The following is a 20,405-nucleotide window of genomic DNA, read 5'->3' on the forward strand; positions in this document are numbered from 1 at the left end:
AGGTAAGGTGCTGCTTAAATAGTGAAATCCGATTTGATTTTTTATTCAAGCTGGAGACGAGAATATAAAAAAGCGCCACGAGGGCGCTTTTTTAATCAGTCAACATTTTCTGGTTATTATTACAGAACGTGGACAGAAGCGGTGTTTGTAGTGCCGCTCGGAACCAGCGCGCCGGAAACCATAACTACGACGTCGCCTTTGCTGGCCAGGCCGCTTTGCAGCGCCACTTCCTTACCCAGACGGTAGAAATCGTCCGTAGAGGAGATCTCTTTCACTAACTGTGCGACAACGCCTTTGCTCAGCACCAGTTGACGTGCAGTGATTTCGTTAGTTGTCAGCGCCAGGATGGTTGCATCCGGGAAGTATTTACGCACAGCACGTGCGGATTTACCGCCCTGAGTCGCTACCACAATCAGCGGTGCTTCCAGTTTTTCTGCGGTTTCAACGGCACCACGGCAAACTGCTTCGGTGATGCGCAGCTTGCGGCTGTCGTTGTTGTAGTCCAGGCGGCTGGTCATTACGCGGTCGGTACGTTCACAGATGGTCGCCATGATGCCAACGGCTTCCAGTGGGTATTTACCTTTCGCAGATTCACCGGACAGCATAACTGCATCGGTACCATCAAGGATAGCGTTCGCTACGTCGCCTGCTTCCGCACGAGTCGGACGCGGGTTTTTGATCATCGAGTCGAGCATCTGGGTCGCGGTGATTACCACTTTACGTGCGCGGATACATTTCTCGATCATCATCTTCTGCGCGAAGATCACTTCTTCAACCGGGATTTCAACGCCCAGATCGCCACGAGCAACCATGATGCCGTCAGATGCTTCGAGGATTTCGTCGAAGTTGTTCAGGCCTTCCTGGTTTTCGATTTTGGAGATGATCTGGATGTTTTCGCCGCCATGCGCTTTCAGATGCTCGCGGATTTCAACAACGTCGGAACGCTTACGGATGAAGGATGCAGCAACGAAATCAACGCCTTGCTCGCAGCCAAAGATCAGGTCTTGCTTATCTTTTTCAGCCAGCGCCGGCAGCGCGATGGAAACGCCCGGCAGGTTAACGCCTTTGTTTTCACCCAGGTCGCCGTTGTTCAGAACTTTACAGATAACCTTGTTACCTTCGATTGCAGTAACTTCCATGCCGATCAGGCCATCATCCACCAGGACGGTGTTGCCGACGCTCAGATCATTGGTGAAACCTTCATAGGTCACAGCAACAGTTTCGGCATTGCCGACCACGGATTTGTCAGTGGTGAAGGTGAAGGTTTGACCCGCTTTCAGGGAGACGTCATTGCCACCTTCCAGCTTGATAGTGCGGATTTCCGGGCCCTTGGTGTCCAGCAGAATTGCCGCTTTTTTACCGGTTTTGCTCAATACGTTGCGCAAGTTTTTGATGCGCTGGCCGTGTTCAGCATAGTCACCGTGAGAGAAGTTTAAACGCATGACGTTCATGCCTGCGTCCAGCATTTTCGCCAGCATCTCTTCGGATTCGGTTTTCGGACCGATGGTGCAAACAATTTTGGTCTTTTTCATGACAGTTCTGGTCTTTAAGTTTGAGTTGAGAAGGATTGGGAATTCACGCTCCGGCTGGCGCACAACGGCCCCGGAGTCAAACATGTGTTACGAAAAGAGCGATGCCACTGCCTAAGGATAGGTGACATCAAAAAAGCGTGCAGAGTAATATGTGCCTGAGTTTCAGCCCAACAGGGAAAAGTATGATTTAAGTTTGGCGTTTTACAGTTCAATCAGCTGAAACCATTCAAGGGTGAATAGGCGGCCATTATACGCCGATTTTCAGTGAAAAGGAAAATGAAAACGGTGTTTCAAAAATCATCTGTGCAGTTTCACAACGAAGTGTTATCAACGTGTTAAGTTCACACAAAAATAAAATCCGCAGATTTGCCGCCAAAATCGCGCTTTTAGCACCAAATGGATAAAAGCAGGACTAATTCGTGTCCCTGGATCACAAATTTGGACGCATAAAATCGCTACAAGTGAAACGCGTTAAGTGTGTACGCTGTAACGTTTTAGCGAAGTTATTTAGCGGTTCAGGATACGTAATGCCTGTTCGTGCAAGAACGGACAGCCGGAAGCAAGGATATGACCGCCCGATTCCGGTCTGCCGCCATCTATTGTTGTCACCACGCCACCCGCCTGCTCGATAATGGGTACCAGCGCCACAATGTCATACGGTTGCAACGCATATTCCAGACACAGATCAATCTGCCCGGCAGCGAGCATGGCCATCGCGTAGCATTCGCCGCCGTAGCGGATCATCAGCGTACTCGCTTCCAGTGCAGCAAAATTGATCGCCGGGAAACGCAACACGGGTTCAGGCGAGGTGGTGTGGAAAATGGCCTGCTCAAGCGCGACTCCACGGCGCGTCTGTAGCCGCGTCGTGCCCTGCGCCCCTTGATGCCATGCCTGCTCGCCATCGGCCCAGAAACGTTCGCGGGTAAAGGGTTGATCCATCATGCCGATACGCGCACGGCCTTCAACCGTCAGACCAATCAACGTTCCCCAGATCGGTAAACCGCAGAGAAAAGGGCGCGTACCATCAACCGGATCCAGCACCCACTGCAACGGGCCGGAGCCCGTCACACCGAACTCTTCGCCCATAATGGCGTGTTCCGGATAGCGGGCGGTGATGATGTCGCGCATTACCCGCTCCGCTTCGCGATCGGCATCGGTCACCGGGTCGAAGCGAAACCCTTCTTTAGGTTTGTTGCCGACATGCAGATTGGTTTGCGCGCGAAAACGCGGCAGTGTCTGTTGATCCGCCGCATCGGCCAGTTCATGCAAAAAAGCGCTATCAGGCACAATATAATTCATTGCGTAACTCCCCATTGTCTTGTTTGTACGCTGGAACAGGTCCTTCCGAGCGTTGGATCTCTGGTTGTAGCATAACCCAATGACAGATTATTGATTGTAGACAATAAAGATTGCATACATAGCGGCTTATATGTATTTTTATGCATATAATTTGCATAAAAAGGTGGTGTGTATGTTCAGGAAGTGGATGCAGGCAGGTTGTCTTTTTGCTGCGCTGGCGAGTAGCGCGTTTGCTGCCCAGCAAACTTACGTGGTGGGCGCAGGAGGAACATATCGTCCATTCGAGTTTGAAAACAGCCAGAAGCAGTTAGAAGGCTTTGACATCGATATCATTAAAGCCATTGCCAAAGCCGAGGATTTTAATATCAAGCTGATCAATACGCCGTGGGAAGGGATCTTTGCTACACTGGGCTCCGGCGATCGCGACATCATTATTTCCGGCATTACCATTACTGACAAACGTAAGCAGATGGTTGATTTTTCCGCACCTTACTTCCCGGCGGAGCAGTCGATCGTGGTTCCGGCGAGCTCAAAAGTGACCTCTCTGGCGTCGTTGAAAGATGAAAAAGTCGGCGTTGTGAACTCCAGTACCGGCGATATCGTGGTTTCAGACGTGTTGGGGAAAAACAGCACGGCGATTAAACGTTTTGATAATACGCCTCTGATGCTGCAAGAGTTGTTCGAAGATGGCGTCAGCGCGGCTGTGGGCGATGTGGGCGTGGTGAAGTACTACATCAAGCAGCACCCGGAAAAACAGTTCAAGCTGGTACCGGACGCGAAGTTTGAACGTCAATATTTTGGTATTGCGGTGGCGAAAGGGAATACCGAATTGCAGGCGAAAATTAACAGCGGCCTGAAGAAAATTGTGGCTGACGGAACCTACGCCAAAATTTATAAAACCTGGTTTGACGACCACGTGCCTGAATTGCCCGCACAATAACACTTCTCTTCTTTTTTATTCCGGCTACCGTGAATATTCCGGTAGCCGTCATTTTTTCAGGAATGACTTATGTCGGGATTCCGTTGGGAAATTATCCAGGAGTACGCGCCGTTATTTATGGAAGGCGCCTGGATGACCATCAAATGCACAATTATCTGCGTTATTTTAGGCACGCTTTGGGGCTTAACGCTCGGCCTTGGCCGCATGGCGCAGGCCGAACATGGGCCATGGAAATATCTGTTGCGCTATCTGGTGCAATTTCCGGTGCGTTTTTATGTCAGCGCCATTCGTGGCACGCCGCTGTTTGTGCAGATTATGGTCGTGCATTTTGCGCTGGTGCCGTTGTTCATCAACCCGCGTGACGGCATTCTGGTGACCAGTGGGATCATGAGCAGCGATCTGGCGCGAGGATTGCGCTCCGACTATGGCGCATTTCTCTCCTGTATTGTCGCCATTACGCTCAATGCCGGTGCCTATGTGTCGGAGATATTCCGTGCGGGTATTCAGTCTATCGATCGCGGGCAGATGGAAGCCTCACGTGCGCTGGGTATGCCGTGGTGGAAGACGATGCGTAAAGTGATCCTGCCGCAGGCGTTCCGCCGCATTCTGCCGCCGTTGGGTAATAACGCCATTGCTATCGTTAAAGATTCATCACTGGCTTCGGCGATTGGCCTTGCGGATCTGGCCTATGCCGCCCGCACTGTTTCTGGGGCATATGCTACCTACTGGGAACCCTACCTGACCATTTCTCTGGTCTACTGGGTTATCACCTTCCTGCTTGCGCAACTGGTTAACCGACTGGAAAAGAGGTTTGGCAAAAGTGATTCACATTAAAAACCTGCATAAACATTTTGGCGAAAGCCATGTGCTGCGCGGTATCAGTTGCGATATCAAACCGAAAGAAGTGGTGTGCGTGATTGGGCCGTCCGGATCGGGGAAAAGTACCTTTCTGCGCTGTATGAATGGGCTGGAGTCGGTCAGCGAAGGTACTGTTGAGGTTAACGGCTTTGCGATCCACAATCCGCAAACCGATATCAACAAGCTGCGCGAAAGTGTCGGCATGGTTTTCCAGCGTTTCAACTTGTTCCCGCATATGACGGTGCTGGACAACCTGACAATGGCTCCTGTGAACCTGAAGGGCATGAAACGCACTGAGGCCGTTGCCCTGGCGGAAAACTTGCTGGCGAAAGTCGGTCTGATCGATAAACGTGATGCCTGGCCGTCGAGTCTTTCCGGTGGACAACAGCAACGCGTGGCAATTGCCCGCGCGCTGGCGATGAATCCGTCGATTATGTTGTTTGATGAACCGACATCGGCGCTCGATCCGGAACTGGTGGGTGATGTATTGCAGGTGATGAAAACGCTGGCGACGGAAGGGATGACGATGGTAATCGTCACTCATGAAATGGGCTTTGCCCGCGAAGTGGCGGATCGGGTGATATTTATCGATCAGGGCGTGATCCAGGAAGAGGGCCCGCCGCAGCAGATTTTCACTGCGCCTGCAAATCCCCGGACCGCCGCATTCCTCAGTAAAGTTCTTTGACATCAAGCTCTCTGCGGAGGGCTTTTTTGTTTTCCGATGACAGAAAGTGCAAAGCGTGCAATCGGACGGCGGTGGATACTGTAACGCGCCATACTTGAACGACGGTGTGGGAGCAACAACAGGATCACTATCAGGTGTTATCACCTTGAATCAAGCCTGAAGAATAAACGGAGAACAACCATGACGATGAAAGTCCTCGGCTATGCCGCACAGTCAAACAAAGCCCCGCTGGCGCCTTTCCATTTTGAGCGTCGCGACCCACGGGCAGATGATGTGGTGATTGATATTCTTTACTGCGGCGTTTGCCATTCCGATCTTCACCAGGCCCGTAACGACTGGGGTTTCAGCCAGTACCCCATCGTGCCGGGTCACGAAATTATTGGCCGCGTTGTGTCTGCGGGAGCGGGTGTCAGCAAATTCAAACCCGGCGATTTAGTCGGCATCGGCTGCATGGTCGATTCCTGTCGTGAATGCAACCACTGCAAGCAGGGGCTGGAACAGTATTGTGAAGAGGGGAGTGTTCAGACCTATAACGGCATTGATCGGCACGATCGCCGCCCTACGTTTGGTGGCTATTCACAATCAATCGTCTGTTCGCAAGATTTTGTGTTGCGCATCCCGGATAACCTCGATGCGCAAGCGGTCGCGCCGCTGCTGTGTGCCGGGATCACCACCTGGTCGCCACTGCGCCGCTGGGGAGTGAAAAAAGGCAGTAAAGTGGCGGTGATTGGCCTTGGCGGGCTGGGGCATATGGCGCTGAAACTGGCCCATGCGCTGGGTGCGGAAGTGACGCTGTTTACCCGTTCACCGGGCAAAGAAGCGGACGCCCGTCGTCTGGGGGCACACCACGTGGTGCTCTCTACAGACGCGAAACAGATGGAAGCGGTACAAGGGGAGTTTGAGCTGATCATTGATACCGTACCTTACACCCACGATATCAATGCTTATCTGTCAACGCTGACGCTGGATGGCACGCTAGTGTTTGTTGGGCTGGTGGGCGAACTCGAACAGACCATTAACACCATCTCGCTGCTGATTGGGCGCCGTTCAGTTTCCGGCTCCGCGATTGGCGGTATTGCCGAAACTCAGGAAATGCTCGATTTCTGCGGCGAACATAACATTACGGCCGATTCCGAACTGATTCGCATGGATGAGATCAACGACGCCTTCGAACGCCTGCTGAAAAGCGACGTGAAGTACCGTTTTGTTATCGATATGAAAACACTGAGCGCGTAAACGTAAAATACTTGCAGGCCGTGTTTGCGGTCTGCTGCGTAACGCAGCGATAAAATAAAGGAAGTAAAAAGGAAACGTAAAAATGGTGCGTCCGAATGGACTCGAACCATCGACCCCCACCATGTCAAGGTGGTGCTCTAACCAACTGAGCTACGGACGCACTGAGAGGATGGTGCGTTCAATTGGACTCGAACCAACGACCCCCACCATGTCAAGGTGGTGCTCTAACCAACTGAGCTATGAACGCAGTGTTGTGGTTGACAACGGGGACGAATATTAGCGGCAGCCTGGAGATGTGGCAAGGGGAAAATGGCAAATTTCTTCCTGAATTCACGTGATTGCGGAACAACTAACCAAAACGCCGGGAAAGTAGCCGCCATCCGGCAGCTACTGGCCTGTTAATGCGCAGCGCGCTGCAAAATCCGTGCGGAAGGTTGGCTTTGCAGGAAGCGCATCCGCAGCATCATCAAAATTGCCGCAGAAGTCAGGCCGATGATAAAGCCCATCCAGAAACCGGCTGGCCCCATTCCTGGCACCACTAAATCGGTTAGCGCCAGGATGTAGCCGGAAGGAAGCCCCAGCACCCAGTAGGCGGTAAACGTGATAAAGAAGATGGAGCGCGTATCCTTATAGCCGCGTAGTACGCCGCTGCCAATGACCTGGATTGAATCGGAAATCTGATAAATCGCCGCCAGCAACATCAGATGCGACGCCAGCGCCACGACTTGCGGATTATCGTTATACAGCAAGGCAATCTGCTCGCGCAGCAGCACGGTGAAAATCGCCGTAACCACAGCCATGCAGATGCCGACTATCAACCCGGTGCGCGCCGCGATTTGCGCATCAATGGTTGAGCCCTGGCCCAGGCGAAAACCGACGCGAATTGTCACAGCCGCGCCAAGCGACATCGGCAGCACGAACATCAGCGAACTAAAGTTGAGGGCGATCTGGTGCCCGGCGACATCGACAATACCCAGTGGTGACACCAGCAGCGCGACCACCGCAAACAGCGTGACTTCAAAAAACAGCGCCAGCGCTATCGGCATGCCGAGTTGTGTCTGGCGTTTTAGTACGTCCATATCCGGTTTCGCAAAACGCTGGTTCTGCTGAATATCGCGCATGACGCGGGCACGCTTTACCCACACACGCATACAGATAAACATCACCCAGTACACCGAGGCGGTAGCCACGCCGCAACCGATACCGCCCAGTTCCGGCATTCCAAAATGGCCGTAGATAAAGATGTAATTCACCGGGATATTGACCAGCAAGCCAAGGAAACCCATCACCATGCCGGGCTTGGTGCGGGCAAGGCCTTCGCACTGGTTACGCAGCACCTGGAAGAAGAGATAACCGGGTACGCCCCACAGCAGCGCACGCAGGTAACCCACGGCTTTATTGGCTAACTCCGGGTCGATGTTGTTCATCGCGCGAATGATATGGCCTGCATTCCACAGTACTACCATCACCAGAATGGAAACAGCGCCTGCCAGCCAGAAGCCCTGGCCGATTTGATGAGCGATGCGATCGCGGCGTCCGGAGCCGTTAAGTTGCGCAATCACTGGCGTTAGCGCAAGCAGCAGGCCGTGTCCAAACAGGATCGCCGGCAGCCAGATTGAGGTACCAATGGCGACAGCAGCCATGTCCGTGGCGCTGTAGCCACCCGCCATCACCGTATCAACGAAGCCCATAGAGGTCTGGGCCACCTGCGCGAAAATAACCGGCACGGCAAGTGCCAGTAACTGACGCGCTTCTGCTACATACTTTTGCACGTGAACACCTTTATATTGTTGTTATAAGAAAGAATGGAACGACTTATCAGGAAGGAGTTTTCCTTGTGCTAACAAGATGCCGCAGTGTGAAAGATGCGGCATGTGTATAAATCTTACCTGCTACTGTCTCTTTTTTCCATGTTGGTCATAAAGCAAAATTATTATCGCGCCGGGAGCGGAGTGCTTATCTTATCACCGGCCTGGTGGGAAAAGCAGCGGCGGGGTGAATGAGACTGGCATGGGCTATTTTCACCTGTTATTGTGCGTAAAGAACACGGCTGAGCCGTAGGAATGGAACAGGAGTGGTAAGTATGTTTACGGGTATTGTACAGGGTACGGCAAAACTGGTTTCGATTGAGGATAAACCGAATTTCCGCACCCACGTTGTTGAGCTTCCTGAAACGATGCTGGAGGGAGTTGAGACCGGTGCTTCCATTGCCAACAATGGTTGCTGTCTGACCGTGACGGCCATTAATGGTAACCATATTAGTTTCGATCTGATGAAAGAGACGCTGCGTATTACCAATCTTGGTGAGCTAAATATTGGCGACAGGGTAAATGTTGAGCGCGCAGCAAAATTCAGCGATGAAATTGGCGGCCATTTAATGTCCGGGCATATTATGACGACCGCTGAGATCGTTAAAATTCTCACTTCCGAGAATAACCGCCAGATCTGGTTTAAAGTTCAGGATCCGGTATTAATGAAATATATCCTCTATAAAGGATTTATTGGTATCGACGGTATTAGCCTGACGGTCGGTGAAGTGACAAGTAGCCGTTTCTGCGTGCATCTGATCCCGGAAACGCTGCAACGCACCACCCTTGGCGCGAAAAAGCTGGGTCACCGCGTCAATATTGAGATCGATCCGCAAACGCAGGCTGTGGTCGATACCGTTGAGCGCGTGATGGCAGCAAAAGAAGCTGCTGCCATCAGCAGCGAGGAGTAAAGGAAACCCCGGCAAACCGGGGTTTTGTTAGCGCGGAACGCGCAAGCCGTGTTCGATGCCGCGGCTGAAGACGACCTGCCACAGCTGAATATCACGCGCGCGGAAAGCGCCAGCACAGGCATTCAGATAGTAGCTGAACATCCGTTTGAAGCGTTCAGAGTAGTTGTCAGCAATTTCCGGCCAGGCGGACAGAAAACGTTCATACCATGCCATCAGCGTGCGATCGTAATCGGCGCCGAAGTTGTGCCAGTCTTCCATCACGAAATGCGATTCGCTGGCGTTGGCAATCTGGCGTACGGAAGGCAGGCAGCCGTTCGGGAAGATGTAGCGGTTGATCCAGGGGTCAACGTTGAGGTCGGTGCGTTTTGAACCGATGGTGTGCAGCAGGAAAATTCCGTCCGATTTAAGGTTGCGATCCACCACGCTGAAATAGGTCGCGTAATTTTTCGGCCCCACGTGTTCAAACATCCCGACGGAGACAATGCGGTCAAACTGCTCATCCAGATCGCGATAATCCTGTAGGCGAATATCGACATCCAACCCTTCACAACGCTGTTGCGCCATTTTTTGCTGTTCCGCCGAGATCGTTACGCCAACCACACTGACACCGTAATTCTGCGCCATAAATTGTGCCAGTCCGCCCCAGCCGCAGCCTATATCCAGCACGCGCATACCGGGTTTCAGCTTTAGTTTTTCACCGATAAGCTTTAATTTCGCCCGTTGTGCATCGTCGAGATTTTCTGCGTCTTTCCAGTAGGCGCAAGAGTATTGCATCTGCGGGTCCAGCATGCGGGTAAATAGATCATTACCCAGGTCGTAATGCTCTTTACCGACAATCCATGCCCGCTTTTTACTTTGCAGATTAAATAATCTTGCTCCGGCAATGCGGAGTGTGTCTTTGAAATGACGAGGAAGCTGTTTTTCCAGTCCGGCGCGCAGCGCTTTGGTGAAGAAGATATCCAGGCGATCGCATTCCCACCAACCGTCCATATAACTTTCGCCTAGCCCGAGCGAACCTTCTTGTAAAACACGTTTAAAAAAATCCGGGTTTTTCACCTGGATATCTGAAGCTGCGGGACCGTTTACGCGGATACCAGCGCGGCTCAGTAATTCGTTTACTATACGGAACCAATTATCATCCCGTACGCCAACTTCTTCTATACACGATGAACTCATATCTTCTCCATCACTCGCAGTGATCTGAACCTTCAAACAGCGTAGTCGCTTTTTCGGGTTTGTGAGAAATCTCACGGTCTTAGCCGTGAGGCTGATATCCGACGTAGAACAGAGGAAGGGAGATTACCCTTGCCGAAAGGCCGTCCCTGGAACAACGGGCACAATCCTGTGCCCGTTACTACATAATATTTATCGTATTTATTAGAAACTGAAAATCAGTATAGGCCTCAATATCAGGTGATTCAACTTAAAGCTGTTAGCAAGCTAATCACCGCGCTATTGATAGAATCATCCGTGGGAAGAGGAGGGGACAGCCTCATCTTCTACCGTTTCGGTATCACACTGGCATTGCTGACGGTAACCAAATGCTGCCAGCAGAACCATCACCATCATCACGCTGGTGGTAGTGAACAACGGGGTGGCAATCAGTCCTGAAACCACCAGGCTTGCCAGGAAACACAACCCGAGTTGCAAGGTATTTTGCAGCGCGGCTGCGCGGCCAGCACCCAGGGGGAACGGGCGTAACGCCTGCGCCACCACAACCGGATAGATGGCGCCGTTGGCCATTGCCATAAAACTGAACGGGATAAGCAGTCCGGTCAGTGATGCCTGTGGCAGCAAACCCACAATCCAGGTGGCAACCACACTGAGTCCAAAGGTGCCCAGTAGCCACGGAAGAAGGTGGGAACCCTGCCATTTTTGCAATGCGGCGCGACAACCATAACCGCCAATCAGGAAAGCAATGGTCTGTGGTATGTAGCTCAGACCGATTACTGATGGACCATAACCCATTTCGTGCAAAATAAACGGCGAGCCGGTCAGCCAGGCAAAAAAACTGGCTGAGCAGGCGGCGTAGATGATGACATTGCCGCGATATGCTTTATTACGCAGCAGATCGAAAAAGGTCAATGGCTGTTCATGCAACACAGCAGGCTGTGTGGGCGTTTTCAACCGCCATGCGGGCACCATCAGCACCAGGGTTATTGTCAGCAGCGTGGCAAAAATCGCCTGCCAGCAGAAGTGTTCCAGCATCCAGGCACCCAGCAGTGGGGCCAGTGCAGGCGTCAGACCTACCAGTGGCATAATGGTCGCGAAGATACGATTAACACGGTGTGCCGGATAGTTGTCAGTGACCAGCGCCTGCCAGCTAACCGTAGCGGCGCAAACGCCGATCGCCTGTACGAAACGCAACGCCAGTAACAGACTGGCGTCCCGTACCCATAATGTTCCCAGACACCCAAGCGCGAAAATGGCCAACCCACTTAACAGAATGGGTCTGCGGCCATAGCGATCCGACAAGGGGCCCCACACCAGTTGCGCGACAGCAAAACCTGCCAGGAACAAACTGAGCGTAGCGCTGACGATGGCCGGAGAGGTCTGCAAATCTTGTTGTATCGCGCTAAACGCGGGCAGGTACATGTCCGTGGCTAAAAAGCCCAGCACGCTTAATCCCGCGAGCCAGACTAAAAATCCTTTTCCAGGTTGCATTCGAGTTCTCACCTTGTTGCTTCTTCAGGGCTGTCGAGTGTAAGGAGTGATTTCCTGCTTGTGAAACGCTAATATTTGCTCAGTGATTTCAAATTTTTTGCAGGCAGATTATGTGGTCAGAATATTCACTGGAAGTGGTTGATGCTGTTGCACGCAACGGTAGTTTCAGCGGTGCCGCCCAGGAGTTGCACCGTGTACCTTCAGCGGTGAGCTATACCGTGCGCCAACTTGAAGAGTGGCTGGCGGTTCCGTTATTTGAACGCCGCCATCGCGATGTGGAACTAACACCTGCCGGAAGCTGGTTTTTAAAAGAGGGACGATCTGTTATCAAAAAAATGCAGATCACCCGCCAGCAGTGTCAACAGATTGCCAATGGCTGGCGCGGCCAACTGGCAATTGCCGTGGATAACATTGTTAAACCGGCGCGAACACGACAATTGATCGTCGATTTCTACCGACATTTTAACGATGTCGAGTTACAGGTTTACCAGGAGGTGTTTAACGGTGTCTGGGATGCGCTGGCAGATGGCCGCGTTGAGCTGGCGATTGGCGCGACTCAGGCGATCCCGGTCGGAGGGCGGTACGCGTTTCGTGATATGGGCATGCTAAGCTGGAAATGTGTGGTCTCCAGCCGCCATCCGCTGGCATCAATGCCCGGTCCGCTAAGCGATGAGACGTTGCGCAATTGGCCTTCATTGATCCAGGAAGATACGTCGCGCTCGCTGCCTAAACGTATTACCTGGTTGCTGGATAACCAGAAGCGGATCATCGTGCCGGACTGGCCCTCTTCAGAAGCCTGCCTTTCCGCCGGGTTGTGTGTGGGGATGGTTCCCGCGCATTTCGCCCGTCCACGGCTAGATAGCGGCGACTGGGTGGCGCTGCAACTGGAGAATCCGTTTCCTGATGCGGCCTGCTGCCTGACATGGCAACAAAATGACGCATCACCGGCGTTGAACTGGTTGCTGGAGTATTTGGGGGACAGTGAGACGCTGAACAGCGAATGGTTGCGGGAGCCGGAGTAGCGACCCCCGCAGGGCGTGATTAACGGCGATAGTCGCGGAACGGGCCATCCGCTACCGAACGGCGTTCGATCAGCCGCGGATGGACTTCAATGGATTGCGACTCTTCGCGTTTGTTGACGATGCGATCGAGCAACATGGTAAACGCCGTTTCGCCCAGAGAATCTTTCGGCTGATGGATAGTGGTCAGCGCGGGCGTAAAGTAGCGGGAATTGCGCACATTGTCATACCCGATCAGCGAAATATCCTGAGGAACGCGCAACCCCATTTCATCTGCCGCACAGAGCGCGCCCATCGCCATAATATCACCGCCGCAGAATACGGCAGTAGGGCGGTGGGACTGGTTGATGATTTGCTGCATCGCCCGGTAACCCGATTCCGGTTCAAAGTCGCCCTGTACGATCCAGTTTTCCGGCACGGTGATGATTGCTTCTTCCATCGCCTTCATAAAACCGGCGAGGCGGCCTGCGCCAGTGTTGCGCTCCAGCGGGCCAGGAATGACGCCAATATCGCGATGTCCGCGCTCGATCAGATAGCGTCCGGCCATATAGCCGCCTTCAAAAGCGTTATCAATGACCGAGTCAGTAAAATCGGCTTTTGATTCGCCCCAGTCCATCACTACCATTGGAATATTACGATACTCCTCCAGCATGCTCAGCAGCGATTCCGGATATTCGGAGCACATCACCAGCAGGCCATCGACACGTTTTTGCGCCATCATTGACAGGTAGGCGCGCTGTTTCTCAAGGCTGTTCCAGGCGTTGCCGAGAATCAATGTGTAGCCTTTCTGGAAGCATTTTTTCTCTACGGCTTCGATGATCTCGGCAAAATAGGCGGCCTCGCTGCTGGTGGCCAGCAAACCGATCGATTTGGTGTGATTGACCTTCAGGCTGCGCGCCACGGCGCTGGGGGAGTAATGTAATTCTTTGATCGCCGCCCATACGGCATTGCGGGTCTCTTCAGCGACGAAACGCGTTTTGTTAATTACATGTGATACGGTTGTAGTGGAAACGTTTGCTCGTTTCGCGACATCTTTAATCGTTGCCATCAGAAATCACTCCAGACCATATCATAAGCTCCTGATAATACATAAGGTAAACGTTTGCCTTCCATCACCCTGAACTCCAGCAAAGTGAGTGCGGTACGCCGGGGAAAAGGCACTGAACGTCAGGAGGGGAGTCAATGGCCGATACGCTAATAAATTTAGCGTCGAATTTTGTCTCATCTTGAGCAAAAGGGGAAGTGCTAAAACATATCTCCTCCTAATTCCTGCAAGATTTTTATGATTATTTGTGCAAAAATGCGCAAACTCACTTTTTGTGGGGAAATGAAAATGGAGAAAAATTGATGAGCACCGATCTGAAGTATTCTTTGGTCACTACCGTCATTGTTCTGAGCCTGATTGTTTTCGGTGGGCTGACTGCCGCGCTGCATTGATCTGGCACGAGGGAGAGCTTCTCCCTCGGCTTTCTCCCGCCATTGTTATCACTTCTGCAATAATCTTTTGTCATTCTGCTAACGACTGTTTTTTGTGATTTCTGTCATACTTTTGACTTCTGCGACAGTGTCCCCAACTGACACGGCTTTTTCGGAGTCAAACGATGAAAATAAATTTCCCTCTACTTGCCCTGGCGATTGGCGCCTTTGGGATAGGTACAACGGAGTTCTCCCCGATGGGGTTGCTGCCCGTTATTGCCCGTGGCGTCGATGTTTCCATTCCGGCTGCGGGGATGCTGATTAGCGCTTATGCAATGGGCGTGATGGTGGGAGCGCCGCTAATGACGCTGCTACTGTCGCACCGTGGCAGGCGTAACGCGCTGATTTTCCTTATGGCGATCTTTACCCTGGGCAACGTGCTGTCGGCAATCGCGCCGGACTACACCACCTTAATGCTGGCTCGCATCGTCACCAGCCTCAACCATGGCGCCTTCTTTGGTCTTGGGTCGGTTGTTGCGGCAAGCGTGGTGGCAAAAGAGAAGCAAGCCAGCGCTGTTGCGACCATGTTTATGGGGCTGACCATCGCCAATATTGGCGGCGTGCCTGCCGCAACCTGGTTGGGTGAAACCATTGGCTGGCGTATGTCATTTATGGCGACCGCTGTGCTGGGCCTGGTTGCTATGCTGAGCCTTTACTTTTCACTGCCTGGCGGCGGAACAGGTGAACGTCCGGATGTACGCAAAGAGTTGTCCGTGCTGGTTCGTCCACAGGTGCTCTCAGCGCTGCTGACGACGGTGCTCGGCGCGGGCGCGATGTTCACGCTTTATACCTATATTTCGCCGGTGCTGCGTACCATTACTGATGCTACGCCGGTATTTGTTACCGGGATGCTGGTTCTGATTGGGGTCGGTTTCTCGATTGGTAACTATCTTGGCGGCAAACTGGCAGATCGCTCGGTAACCGGTACGCTGAAAGGCTTTCTTATCCTGCTGATTGCCATCATGCTGGCTATTCCGTTCCTGGCCCGCAGCGAAGTGGGCGCGGCTATCAGTATGGTGGTCTGGGGCGCAGCGACCTTTGCCGTGGTTCCGCCACTGCAAATGCGTGTTATGCGTGTCGCACATGAAGCGCCGGGGCTCTCTTCTTCAGTGAATATTGGTGCCTTTAATCTTGGTAACGCACTCGGTGCGGCTGCGGGTGGCGCGGTGATCTCCGGCGGCCTGGGATATGGTTTTGTGCCGGTGATGGGGGCGATTATTGCGGGGCTTGGGCTGCTGGTGGTGCTGTTTTCCGGACGTTCCCGGCCGGAACGAGCCTGTGCGGCAGTCGAGTAAAAAGTCGAATAAAAAGAGGAGGGGACATTGCCCCTCCTTTGTTTTTGATGTGGTGAATGTTTTATGCGGCTAAATTCTTCGCTACGAAGTTCCAGTTGACCAGCGCCCAGAAGTGTTCAAGGTAGTTCGGACGGGCGTTGCGGTAGTCAATGTAATAAGCATGTTCCCAGACATCGACAGTCAGCAGCGGTGTTGCATCTGTCGTCAGCGGGGTTCCCGCATTGGACGTTGAGACAATCGCCAGCCCGCCATCCGCTTTTTTCACCAGCCATGTCCAGCCTGAACCAAAGTTTTTCACTGCGGCATCGGTAAATTGCGCTTTGAACTCAGCAAAGCTGCCAAATGCTTTAGCAATCGCAGCGGCTAGTTCACCAGTCGGCTCACCACCAGCGTGTGGTGCCAGGCAATTCCAGTAAAAGGTATGGTTCCAGACCTGCGCGGCATTATTGAACACGCCGCCTTCGCTGTGCTTAACGATCTCTTCCAGCGTTTTACCTGCAAAGGCAGTTCCTTTGATCAGGTTGTTGAGGTTAGTGACATAAGTCTGATGGTGCTTACCATAGTGATATTCCAGCGTTTCGGCTGAGATGTGCGGCATCAGGGCGTCTTTTGCATACGGTAATGCAGGTAATTCGAACGACATTGCTACTCTCCTTCATTATTTTAATACACCCAATAGACCTACTGAGTGTAAGACTTAGAGTAACAAATAGCGGGGACGGGAAAAAGAGAGCATCGCCTGTCGCAGTGACGACAGGCGATGGGATCAACGAATGGTTTTCGGCGTAACGACGCGGCGAGCGCCAACGTAATGGCGCTGCCAGTAGTCTTCGCTAAGGGAAGTGACCTGTATATCCTGGCCGCTACGCGGAGACTGGATAAACTTGCCGTTGCCAACGTACACGCCAACGTGATCGGCAGTGCCGCGCCCCTGTGTGCGGAAGAATACCAGATCACCGCTTTCCAGTTCCGCCACATTTACCGGCGAAGCATCACGCAGGTGATACATTTCGTTTGCGGTACGCGGAATGCGGAATTTCACCAAATCCTTATAGGCGTAATAGACCAGACCACTGCAATCAAAACCGGTATTCGGTGAGGTGCCGCCCCAATGGTAAGGTTTACCAATCTGGTTGAGCAGCTTTGACATCGCCGTTTTCTGAGCTTTCTGGATACGCACTTTATGTGCTTCAGCAATGGTCGTGGTTTTTTTGACATTGACGCAATGAGGCTTGTGGCCTTTACGCGGCTTGCTGCATTTTTCCGTCCAGGCGACTTCTGTAGTTTTTAACTGGCTGGTTTTGTTACGACGAGAGGTAATCTGACTGGCTTTACTGCTGGTGGAAACTTTTTTCTTGGCCGGTGACTTCTTGTTTTCTGGTGTTTTTTTACTGGTATTTTTTTCTGCCGTGCTGCGACTGCTTTTCTTTGACGTTTTTTGTGATGTGGTTTTTTTCTTACGTTCGGATGCTTTCGCCAGATGCGATTTCTGCACGGCCGACGCTCGCGCCTGTTTAGAGGCATTAGCCAATGGCGTGAAAGAAAGCGTGGTGAACAACAAAGCACAGAGCGTGATCGAAGCTTTTGGTATCCGCGCCACTGAGCAATCCCCTGTTAAGGCAAGCATATAATATGCCTGCGTGTGGTTTTTCAAAACCTGTCGATTCTAATCCATAAAAAGCACAAAAGTTAATACTGTTTTTGCATCTATACCTTCATTTCGTTAGCAAGCGCAAAAAAAAGCAGCAAAACGTTTCTATGACGGTTAAGAGTTGAGCAGGATGAGTTGGGTTAAGTCATATTTTTAAGGCAACTTTACGTGACAGACGATAAAATAATGAACGGTGAATAAAATGTTATTTTCCGTTACTTGTCTGAACCGTTACAATGTCAGACCTCAGCCGTAGAAGAAGTTGAAGGAAGTAAGACAATGAGCACAACCCTTGAGAAAATCCAGCGTCAAATTGCTGAAAACCCGATTCTGCTGTATATGAAAGGCTCCCCGAAACTGCCGAGCTGCGGCTTCTCTGCCCAGGCTGTGCAGGCACTCTCTGCTTGTGGCGAGCGTTTCGCGTATGTGGATATCCTGCAAAACCCGGACATCCGCGCAGAACTGCCGAAATATGCTAACTGGCCAACCTTCCCGCAGCTATGGGTTGAAGGCGAACTGGTCGGTGGCTGCGATATCATCATTGAGATGTATCAGCGTGGCGAACTGCAATCGCTGATTAAAGAAGCGGCGGCGAAACATAAAGACGAGCCGGCTGCGGAATAAGCTTCCGCCAATAAAAAAGCGACCTCTTCTGGTCGCTTTTTTTACGCCTGTGGATCATCGGCGAGTGGTAATGGCCATCCGCCCAGACGCTTCCAGCGGTTCACTATTTCGCAAAAGAGAAGGGCGGTTTGCTCTGTATCGTAGAGTGCCGAATGCGCCTGCGAGGCGTCAAAAGCAATACCTGCAGCAGCACAGGCTTTTGACAGCACGGTTTGCCCCAGTGCCAGCCCGCTCAAGGATGCGGTATCAAAGGTGACGAACGGGTGGAAAGGGTTTCGCTTCAGTGAAGCGCGTTCGGCTGCGGCCATCATAAAGCTGTGATCGAATGTGGCATTATGCGCCACCATGATCGCACGGTTGCAGCTTTGATCTTTAATGCCTTTGCGCACCATTTTAAAAATGGCGTGTAGCGCATCATGTTCGCTTACCGCACCACGTAACGGATTCGAGGGATCAATACCATTAAAAGCCAGCGCTTCCGGTTGCAGATTCGCGCCTTCGAAAGGCTCAACGTGGAAATGCAGGGTGCTGTCAGGCATCAGCCAGCCTTGTTCATCCATTTTCAGCGTAATGGCGGCGACTTCCAGCAGTGCGTCGGTTTTGGCATTAAAGCCTGCAGTTTCAACATCAATCACGACAGGATAAAAACCGCGAAAACGGTCGCACAGACCAGCAAGTTGAGCGTTATCGGACATCAGGATCTCTTGATACGGGAAAATGGCAGCGCATTATGGCAAATTTTGCGAAGGGATGTAAAACAGCGGGCGCAAAATGCGCCCGAAGGGATCAATCACCCAGGCCGCGGCCGGCATGTTTCTCTTCAATCAGTTCGATTTTATAACCGTCCGGATCTTCAACAAAGGCGATAACGGTGGTACCACCTTTAACCGGGCCCGCTTCGCGGGTTACGTTACCGCCGTTTTTGCGGATCGCGTCGCAGGATTCAGCGGCATTTTCCACGCTCAGCGCGATGTGACCATAGGCGGTGCCCAGTTCATAGCTTTCGACGCCCCAGTTGTAAGTCAGCTCGATGACCGCTTCTTCGGTTTCCGGGCCGTAACCCACAAAGGCCAGCGAGTATTTATATTCCGGATTTTCACTGGTACGCAGTAACTTCATTCCCAGCACTTTGGTGTAGAAGTCGATGGAGCGTTGCAGATTGCCAACACGAAGCATGGTGTGAAGTAAGCGCATGATGTCCTCTTTATACAAATGAATTAACGTTCCAGTTAGAAACATCGTTTTAGTATAGCGGCGGAAACCCGCCGCTATCAATGAACAAGCAGAGGATTACAGAGAGGGGTAGTCGGTATAGCCTTCCGCGCCGCCTCCGTAGAAGCTTTCCGGGCGCTGTGGGTTCAGTTCAGCTTTCAATTGCAGACGTTTTACCAGATCCGGGTTAGAGATATAAGCGCGACCAAATGCTACAGCATCGATCAAATCTTTCTCGAGCAGCGCCTCCGCTTTCTCGACGGTGTAAGCACCAGCACCGATGATCGGGCCCTGGAAGCGTGCTCGCACTTTTTCACGGAACGCATCGGTGTACGGTTTGCCACCCGCCCAGTCCGGCTCGGACATATGCAGGTAAGCAATCCCACGTTTACCCAATTCTTCGATCAGATACAGCGCATCCGCTTCTTCGTTCGGGCCATTATCCACATTCTGGAACGTGCCAATCGGCGAAACGCGGATCCCGATGCGATCGGCACCCCACTCTTTGCTTACGGCATCGACCACTTCCAGTACCAGGCGGGCGCGGTTTTCCACGCTACCGCCGTACTGATCGGTACGATGGTTGGATGATGGAGACAGGAACTGATGCAGCAGGTAGCCGTGGGCAGAGTGCAGTTCAACCAGGTCAAAGCCTGCCTCACGTGCATTAGCAACGGCCAGGCGGAAATCGTTAACGATACCCGGGATTTCGGCGGTCTCTAGTGCGCGCGGCGTAGAGGTGTCTTCGCGGGTGGCGTTGCCATTGGCATCACGCAGTGAAGTCCGGGTGCCCGCGTTGATAGCGGAGGGCGCGACAGGCGCTGCGCCGCCCGGTTGCAGGCTGGTGTGTGAGATACGACCGGTGTGCCATAGTTGAACCGCAATACGGCCGTTTTCACGATGTACTGCATCGGTAATTTTCTGCCATGCAGCGACCTGTTCGGCGCTGTGCAGGCCCGGCGCGCCCGCGTAGCCTTTCGCCTGCGCGGAGATTTGTGTGGCTTCGCTGATGATCAGCCCAGCGCTGGCGCGTTGACGGTAATATTCCGCCATCAGCGGCGTCGGGATATCGCCCGGCTCAATGCTGCGTAGACGCGTCAGCGGAGCCATAAAAACGCGGTTTGGAACGGTAATTGCACCCACTTTCAGCGGCGTGAATAGTTTACTGGACATAACAACTCCTGAATAGACCGGT

Annotated in this window: 20 protein-coding genes, 2 tRNA genes and 1 pseudogene; 9 read left to right on the forward strand and 14 right to left on the reverse strand. The window is 52.5% G+C overall.

Translation table 11 applies throughout. The features are described from left to right. Positions 1-119: 119 nt before the first annotated feature. From pykF to GA0061070_RS15745, 3 genes and pseudogenes are all read right to left on the reverse strand, one after another. Positions 120-1,532 (reverse strand): pyruvate kinase PykF, encoded by a 1,413-nt coding sequence (pykF, locus tag GA0061070_RS15740; RefSeq protein WP_090136999.1) that lies wholly within the window; start codon positions 1,530-1,532, stop codon positions 120-122. A gap of 83 nt (positions 1,533-1,615) precedes the next feature. Beyond that, a pseudogene (gene ynhH, locus GA0061070_RS26005) lies at positions 1,616-1,744 on the reverse strand (protein YnhH); the annotation flags it as partial. Positions 1,745-2,039: 295 nt separating this feature from the next. Further along, the gene (locus GA0061070_RS15745; RefSeq protein ID WP_090137000.1) at positions 2,040-2,831 is read right to left on the reverse strand and encodes an inositol monophosphatase family protein; all 792 of its coding nucleotides are present in this window, start codon (positions 2,829-2,831) and stop codon (positions 2,040-2,042) included. Positions 2,832-3,003: 172 nt separating this feature from the next. Between GA0061070_RS15745 and GA0061070_RS15750 the strand changes: the two genes are divergently transcribed. From GA0061070_RS15750 to GA0061070_RS15765, 4 genes are all read left to right on the forward strand, one after another. Beyond that, positions 3,004-3,771: a basic amino acid ABC transporter substrate-binding protein gene (locus GA0061070_RS15750; RefSeq protein ID WP_035889233.1), complete on the forward strand. Its 768-nt coding sequence runs from the start codon at positions 3,004-3,006 to the stop codon at positions 3,769-3,771. 69 nt (positions 3,772-3,840) lie between these two features. Then, positions 3,841-4,605 (forward strand): amino acid ABC transporter permease, encoded by a 765-nt coding sequence (locus GA0061070_RS15755; RefSeq protein ID WP_090137001.1) that lies wholly within the window; start codon positions 3,841-3,843, stop codon positions 4,603-4,605. Next, positions 4,592-5,314, forward strand: coding sequence for an amino acid ABC transporter ATP-binding protein (locus GA0061070_RS15760; RefSeq protein WP_090137033.1), 723 nt, complete (start codon positions 4,592-4,594; stop codon positions 5,312-5,314). Before GA0061070_RS15755 ends, GA0061070_RS15760 begins: the two co-directional genes overlap by 14 nt. Positions 5,315-5,494: 180 nt before the next feature. Then, a complete protein-coding gene (locus tag GA0061070_RS15765) occupies positions 5,495-6,550 on the forward strand; it encodes an NAD(P)-dependent alcohol dehydrogenase (protein WP_090137002.1) in 1,056 nt (351 codons plus the stop codon). An 83-nt stretch (positions 6,551-6,633) separates the two neighbouring features. Here GA0061070_RS15765 and GA0061070_RS15770 read toward each other — a convergent pair. The 3 genes from GA0061070_RS15770 to mdtK form a co-directional block, all read right to left on the reverse strand. Next, positions 6,634-6,710: transfer RNA gene (locus tag GA0061070_RS15770), tRNA-Val, on the reverse strand. A gap of 10 nt (positions 6,711-6,720) precedes the next feature. Continuing rightward, a tRNA-Val gene (locus GA0061070_RS15775) sits at positions 6,721-6,797 on the reverse strand. A gap of 151 nt (positions 6,798-6,948) precedes the next feature. Beyond that, on the reverse strand, positions 6,949-8,322 hold the full coding sequence (mdtK, locus tag GA0061070_RS15780; protein ID WP_090137003.1) for an MdtK family multidrug efflux MATE transporter: 1,374 nt from the start codon (positions 8,320-8,322) through the stop codon (positions 6,949-6,951). A 311-nt stretch (positions 8,323-8,633) separates the two neighbouring features. Between mdtK and GA0061070_RS15785 the strand changes: the two genes are divergently transcribed. Beyond that, a complete protein-coding gene (locus GA0061070_RS15785; protein WP_090137004.1) occupies positions 8,634-9,269 on the forward strand; it encodes a riboflavin synthase subunit alpha in 636 nt (211 codons plus the stop codon). Between the two features lie 27 nt (positions 9,270-9,296). Here GA0061070_RS15785 and cfa read toward each other — a convergent pair whose 3' ends face one another. Next, a complete protein-coding gene (gene cfa / locus GA0061070_RS15790; protein ID WP_090137005.1) occupies positions 9,297-10,445 on the reverse strand; it encodes a cyclopropane fatty acyl phospholipid synthase in 1,149 nt (382 codons plus the stop codon). A gap of 288 nt (positions 10,446-10,733) precedes the next feature. After that, positions 10,734-11,933: a purine nucleoside transporter PunC gene (punC, locus tag GA0061070_RS15795; RefSeq protein ID WP_090137006.1), complete on the reverse strand. Its 1,200-nt coding sequence runs from the start codon at positions 11,931-11,933 to the stop codon at positions 10,734-10,736. A 110-nt stretch (positions 11,934-12,043) separates the two neighbouring features. Between punC and punR the strand changes: the two genes are divergently transcribed. Continuing rightward, complete coding sequence (gene punR / locus GA0061070_RS15800) at positions 12,044-12,955, forward strand: DNA-binding transcriptional activator PunR (RefSeq protein ID WP_090137007.1); 912 nt, start codon at positions 12,044-12,046, stop codon at positions 12,953-12,955. Between the two features lie 19 nt (positions 12,956-12,974). Here the strand turns inward: punR and purR are convergent, their stop codons facing one another. Then, positions 12,975-14,000: an HTH-type transcriptional repressor PurR gene (gene purR, locus GA0061070_RS15805; protein WP_090119933.1), complete on the reverse strand. Its 1,026-nt coding sequence runs from the start codon at positions 13,998-14,000 to the stop codon at positions 12,975-12,977. 299 nt (positions 14,001-14,299) lie between these two features. Here purR and cydH point away from each other — a divergent pair, with 299 nt between their 5' ends. Further along, positions 14,300-14,389: a cytochrome bd-I oxidase subunit CydH gene (gene cydH, locus GA0061070_RS15810; protein ID WP_090137008.1), complete on the forward strand. Its 90-nt coding sequence runs from the start codon at positions 14,300-14,302 to the stop codon at positions 14,387-14,389. Between the two features lie 164 nt (positions 14,390-14,553). Further along, a complete protein-coding gene (locus GA0061070_RS15815) occupies positions 14,554-15,723 on the forward strand; it encodes an MFS transporter (protein WP_090137009.1) in 1,170 nt (389 codons plus the stop codon). 61 nt (positions 15,724-15,784) lie between these two features. Here GA0061070_RS15815 and sodB read toward each other — a convergent pair whose 3' ends face one another. After that, positions 15,785-16,366 carry a superoxide dismutase [Fe] gene (sodB, locus tag GA0061070_RS15820; RefSeq protein WP_090137010.1) on the reverse strand — a complete coding sequence of 194 codons (582 nt, stop codon included), beginning with the start codon at positions 16,364-16,366 and terminating at the stop codon, positions 15,785-15,787. A 123-nt stretch (positions 16,367-16,489) separates the two neighbouring features. After that, positions 16,490-17,323, reverse strand: coding sequence for a C40 family peptidase (locus tag GA0061070_RS15825; protein WP_090137011.1), 834 nt, complete (start codon positions 17,321-17,323; stop codon positions 16,490-16,492). Positions 17,324-17,653: 330 nt separating this feature from the next. On the opposite strand from GA0061070_RS15825, the gene GA0061070_RS15830 reads away from it, so the two are divergent. Then, a complete protein-coding gene (locus GA0061070_RS15830) occupies positions 17,654-17,998 on the forward strand; it encodes a Grx4 family monothiol glutaredoxin (RefSeq protein WP_074779280.1) in 345 nt (114 codons plus the stop codon). Positions 17,999-18,039: 41 nt separating this feature from the next. Here GA0061070_RS15830 and rnt read toward each other — a convergent pair whose 3' ends face one another. The 3 genes from rnt to nemA form a co-directional block, all read right to left on the reverse strand. Beyond that, the gene (gene rnt / locus GA0061070_RS15835; protein ID WP_090137012.1) at positions 18,040-18,693 is read right to left on the reverse strand and encodes a ribonuclease T; all 654 of its coding nucleotides are present in this window, start codon (positions 18,691-18,693) and stop codon (positions 18,040-18,042) included. Between the two features lie 91 nt (positions 18,694-18,784). Then, the gene (gene gloA / locus GA0061070_RS15840; RefSeq protein WP_090137013.1) at positions 18,785-19,192 is read right to left on the reverse strand and encodes a lactoylglutathione lyase; all 408 of its coding nucleotides are present in this window, start codon (positions 19,190-19,192) and stop codon (positions 18,785-18,787) included. Positions 19,193-19,288: 96 nt separating this feature from the next. Continuing rightward, entirely contained in the window at positions 19,289-20,383 is a 1,095-nt protein-coding gene (gene nemA, locus GA0061070_RS15845) for an alkene reductase (protein WP_090137014.1), read from the reverse strand. Positions 20,384-20,405: the final 22 nt, after the last annotated feature.

The sequence above is a fragment of the Kosakonia oryziphila genome (assembly GCF_900094795.1).
Lineage (GTDB): Bacteria > Pseudomonadota > Gammaproteobacteria > Enterobacterales > Enterobacteriaceae > Kosakonia > Kosakonia oryziphila.